This window comes from Syntrophomonas sp. UBA5494, assembly GCF_002426325.1.
In genome coordinates this window covers 1-4,659 of sequence record NZ_DIPG01000108.1, presented here as the reverse complement: position 1 = coordinate 4,659, position 4,659 = coordinate 1, and the positions used below count along the sequence as shown (strand labels likewise).

3 protein-coding genes and 1 pseudogene are annotated in these 4,659 nt (G+C 46.9%); 1 reads left to right on the top strand and 3 read right to left on the bottom strand.

Annotated features, from left to right (window positions below):
• Positions 1-18 precede the first annotated feature (18 nt).
• From B3W37_RS12050 to B3W37_RS12040, 3 genes and pseudogenes are all read right to left on the bottom strand, one after another.
• Positions 19-450, bottom strand: a complete 432-nt coding sequence (locus B3W37_RS12050) for a universal stress protein (RefSeq protein WP_483175944.1) — start codon at positions 448-450, stop codon at positions 19-21.
• A gap of 80 nt (positions 451-530) precedes the next feature.
• Positions 531-1,805: pseudogene (locus tag B3W37_RS12045) on the bottom strand (ArsB/NhaD family transporter); the annotation flags it as partial.
• Positions 1,806-2,284: 479 nt separating this feature from the next.
• On the bottom strand, positions 2,285-2,713 hold the full coding sequence (locus B3W37_RS12040; RefSeq protein WP_483175942.1) for a VOC family protein: 429 nt from the start codon (positions 2,711-2,713) through the stop codon (positions 2,285-2,287).
• 153 nt (positions 2,714-2,866) lie between these two features.
• Here B3W37_RS12040 and lepB point away from each other — a divergent pair, with 153 nt between their 5' ends.
• On the top strand, positions 2,867-3,655 hold the full coding sequence (lepB, locus tag B3W37_RS12035) for a signal peptidase I (protein WP_483175940.1): 789 nt from the start codon (positions 2,867-2,869) through the stop codon (positions 3,653-3,655).
• The last annotated feature ends 1,004 nt before the right edge of the window (positions 3,656-4,659 follow it).

Below are 4,659 nucleotides of genomic sequence, written 5' to 3'. Positions count from 1 at the left end.
GTGCGGCGGGCGATAGCATTACTTGACTACCAGCACCGGGCAAGGAGAGTCGGCCAGAACCCGCTGGGTTACACTGCCTAAAACCGTGCCCGCCAATAGCCCATGCCCCCGGGTTCCCATTACTGCCAGATCGAAATCTCGCCTTAGTTCCTTCAGTATCCCGGCTGCAGGTTTTGCGGCAATGGTTTTCTGAAGTATCTTCACATGGCCGGTGTCTATTCCGTCAATGGTATTTTTCATAATCTTCTTGCCGGACTCTGCGACAGTTTCGGCTGTCATAAGATATTGCCCGTGCATGTCGGGGGCAGCCCCTGAAGCGGCATCCACAGAAGCAGCTACATAGAGCAGTTCGATTACGGCATCGAATTTTTCTGCAATTGCCAGGGCGGTTATAAATGCCCGGCGCGAATACCCGGACCCATCGGTTGCAACCAGAATTCTTTTAAACACTCTCGTTCCCCCTCTATAATTTTAATAAACAAATTCCACCGCTACAAACTACGTATATTGTATTCCAGTCCTTTTTAAATCTACAACCAATAAGCTAAATACAGATAAACATTTGCTATTATGATAGACAGAATCATGATTGGAAATCCAATTTTAAAGAACTCGACAAACTTGATCGGATTACCATGCCGCTCGGCTATGCCGGCCACAATTACGTTGGCCGAGGCTCCGATCAACGAGCCGTTGCCGCCCAGGCAGGCGCCTAGGGCCAGGGACCACCAGATGGATTCCATGGGTATCTGCGCCAGCTCTCCCGCTTCTTGCAGGAGCGGAATCATGGTAGCGACAAAAGGAATATTGTCGATAAAGGCTGAAGCTACCGCTGAAACCCATAAAACAAGAGTACCTAAAAGCGGAACATTTGTACCTGTTATCAGTATCAGATTTTGAGCAATATAACTTAAAACCCCGTTGACCTGCAAACTCCCCACCAGAATAAATAGTCCGGCAAAGAAGAATATAGTGGGCCACTCTACCGATAACAGGGTTTCTTCGGGATCCTCCCTTGATATCAGCATGAGCACACCGGCCCCTAGCAGGGCAACTGTTGCCGATTCCAGGTGAAGCGCCTGGTGCAATAGAAAACCCGTAATGGTTAACCCCAGAACCAGCAGTGATTTTTTCAGGAGTGCCCACTCCACAATAAAGTCGATCTCGTTTAAGGCCATCAAGCTCTCAATTTTATCGGGTTCAGTCACCAATTCTCTTTTATAGATCAATGCCATAATCACGGAGGTAACCCCCAGGATTATCAGCGAAGGCAAACCCAGATTAGTGATAAAGTCTACAAATCCAAGGCCGGTGGCGCTGCCGATCATAATATTGGGGGGGTCGCCAATCAGTGTGGCTGTTCCGCCGATATTAGAAGCAATAATCTCCGCAAACAAAAATGGCACCGGAGATATATCCAGCCGGTCAGTCAGGGCATAAGTTATCGGCACCATCAGCAATACGGCGGTGACATTATCCAAAAACGCAGAGGCCACCGCGAGAATAAGCGGTAATACTACCAGTAGAGCGACCGGTTGCCCTTTTACCTTTTTAGCCGCTTTGATGGCCAGAAATTCAAACACACCGGTTTTGCGGGTGATTCCCACTATAACCATCATGCCCACCAGCAGCAAAAGGGTATTAAAATCGACATGCTCTATAGCCTCTTTCTGATTTATCAACCCCAGGGTTATGACAGCAGCCGCAGCTACCCAGACGGTTACCGATCGATGGTATTTTTCAGCGATTATGAATCCGTAAACGACAATAAAAACGGCTATAGAAAGCCAGAAGTTTATCATAAAAACAACTCTCCAATTATGTTATTTCTTCCAGAAAAACGGCAGAGCGGAACTCCGGCACGAGCAGTCGCCGTCCAGATAAAATGTAAGATTTTCACCTGTCAAATTGGCATAACGAATTCACCTCGCTAAATTATTCCCAAAATAAAAGGCAGGTAGCCTATCTATTGGCTACCCACCCAAGTAAACCGAATTCTCACTGGAAAAACCTGGGCCAATCATATTGACCTAAGATTTATTTCCCTGCTGCCATGAAATATCATCAGACTGCTTTGACCGTAGAAAGTTATTCTTTTTTTGTATGGTATCATATCCAACAATTTAGCTCAATTTCCTGGCCGGCCTTTCTTAAACAGTCCGACGGCAGCCATTAGGCATCCCTTATTATGCCCGGGTAGGCGAACGGGGCGCTTCCTTAATGGAAAGGAAATCCCCTTCCTATTGCCAGCTCACCTGGTATCAATTTGATCTTCTTTGTGCGCTTAAGCCCCCATCTCCCCGCTGTCCAGGGAAAAATGCCACATGAGGCCGTATTTGTCGGTGAGCATACCGTAGCAGGGACTGAAAAAGGTGGTTTGCAGTTCCATATGAACAGTTCCCCCTGCTTTCAAACGTGCAAAAAAGGTTTGTATATCTTCAACATTCTTGCTGCCGTAAACCAGGGTCACATTGTTGCCTTTAACAAAAGGCAGCCCGGGGGTATTGTCTGCAAACATGATGTTGCTGCCGTTGATGGGCAAGCTGGTGTACAGAATCAGGTTTTGGACCTCTTCGGGCACGGGGTCATCCGGGCTCGGCGGAGCCTGGCCATACATCATAAATTGAGGAGCGGGGGTCTCAAAAACCTGCGCATAGAACTCTACCGCTTCACGACAGTTGCCATTGAAAAAAACGAAAAAATCCATCGCCATAGGTTTCACTCCTTCCACATTTAGCTTCATAAAGTTGTGCTTATATTATCCCATTATTCGCTGCCAGAGCAAGCGAGGGCAATTACTGCTATACTGCTATCAATATTTATAATTATTTGTATAAACCTACCAGCCCAAGCGTCCCCAATTATCTTGTTTAATGGCAGAATATTAACCTGTAATGAACCACCGATAATCGAAAATGGAACAACCCTGGTTTCGTTAAGAGCAATATTTGAAGCTATAGGAGCTACAGTATCATGGGATGAAGACTCTCAAACAGTTACAGCAAGCAAGGCAAATAATCTGATAAAAATTCAAATAGGATCATCTACTGCAATAAAAAATAGTGTTCCGGTTCATCTGGATGTTCCTGGGAAAGTGATTAACGGTACAACTATGGTACCAGTTAGGTTCATATCCGAGTCAATGGGTTATACGACATATTGGCTAGAGGAGTTTCAAGCAGTATACATAACTGATAGCATAATCAGCAGTCTTTTGAAATTTGAAGGAAGGATTGTTCCAGCTGGTTCAATGCTACCGACAATAAATATAAATGATAGAGTTTTGGTAAACAAATTAGCATATATGTCTAAATCTCCTCAGCGTGGTGATTTGATAATATTTGACCCACCTGAGTATCTGGGACTTAAAGACCTTTTCTTAAAAAGGGTTATTGGTTTACCGGGTGAAACCGTTCAAGTAAAAAATGGCCAAGTATTTATTAATGGCAATATGCTAGATGAACCATACATTTTAGAGCCTATGGAATATGAGTATGGACCAGTAGTAGTTCCGGCCAATTCCCTCTTTGTATTGGGAGATAACCGAAATAATAGCTATGACAGTCATATGTGGAATGATTGGTTAACAATAGACCGGATTAAGGGTAAAGTTGAGTGCATTTATTGGCCAACAGATCATCAGAAAAATCTCTAAAAAATTTCCGGATAATAACACTCACTATAAATTCGGGGGGTACGGAGAAATCGTTTATACCTATATACTTACATACGTACGTCCTACGTAGAACGAGTGCCGGGACGGGAAAGCGCGGGGGCGCGCAGCGCAACCGCGCAAATAGCCGGAAGGCACTCCGGCCAATTTCTATCGGTATATCGGTATGTTCATACTTCCGGCAAGCTTTTCTCACTGTGGGGTAAGACACCGCCGTGGAATAGGAATAGCATCTGCGCCAGCAGATGCCAGTAGCCGGTACGTATATACGTACCGCTCGAAAGATTGCGAGACATACCCATTTACGTACAAATGCACGTACTTACGTAAAATAAAGAAGGCCGGAAGAGGAGCGCGCGGAGCGCGCGTTTAGGGTTTTTCGGGTCGGGGGGAAAAATTGGTTTGCATCTGCTCCGCAGATGCCACATTCGCCGAGCCCACCCGGACTCGGCTTTTTACAGAACTTTCTGGGCGGCAGGTATGCCGCCCGGTATCATTTAAGCTTTGCCTTTAGAAGAACGTGCGAAGCGTCAGCGGAGCAGGTTCCTTGGCCTTCGCCGTGATCGGATCGCACAGCCCAGGCCGTTTTATCTTCCCAGGATCGAAGGGATAAGACGGCCGCCAGGTTTGGCTTCGCCGTAAGTATATATACTGACATAAGTAAAGCTTCCATCGAGGGCATGATGGATGCGCAGCGTTAGCGGAGCAGCCATGATGCCACGGGCAGCGAGCGGAAGGCGCTGGCGGAGGGCCGCTAAAAAAATAAAGTTTGGCTATGGGAAGATCAAGGAGGACCTGAAGGGTAAGCGTGGATGCGCGAGAGCGCAGGAGCGCCAGTTCCCGGAAGGCACTCCGGTTTTATGCGATCAGGTTATGGATTTAGGGAGATCAGCCCGGAGCCTGGGCCTGGAGTGGGATAGGGGCAGTGTCGACGCGCGCGAAGCTGGGTGACGACGCGCCCCGGGGGAGTGTAGTATCTTCTGTGT

Coding starts and splice junctions, on each gene's coding strand:
- B3W37_RS12040 (WP_483175942.1), bottom strand. CDS start 2,713: ATGGCGATGGATTTTTTCGTTTTTTTCAATGGCAACTGTCGTGAAGCG.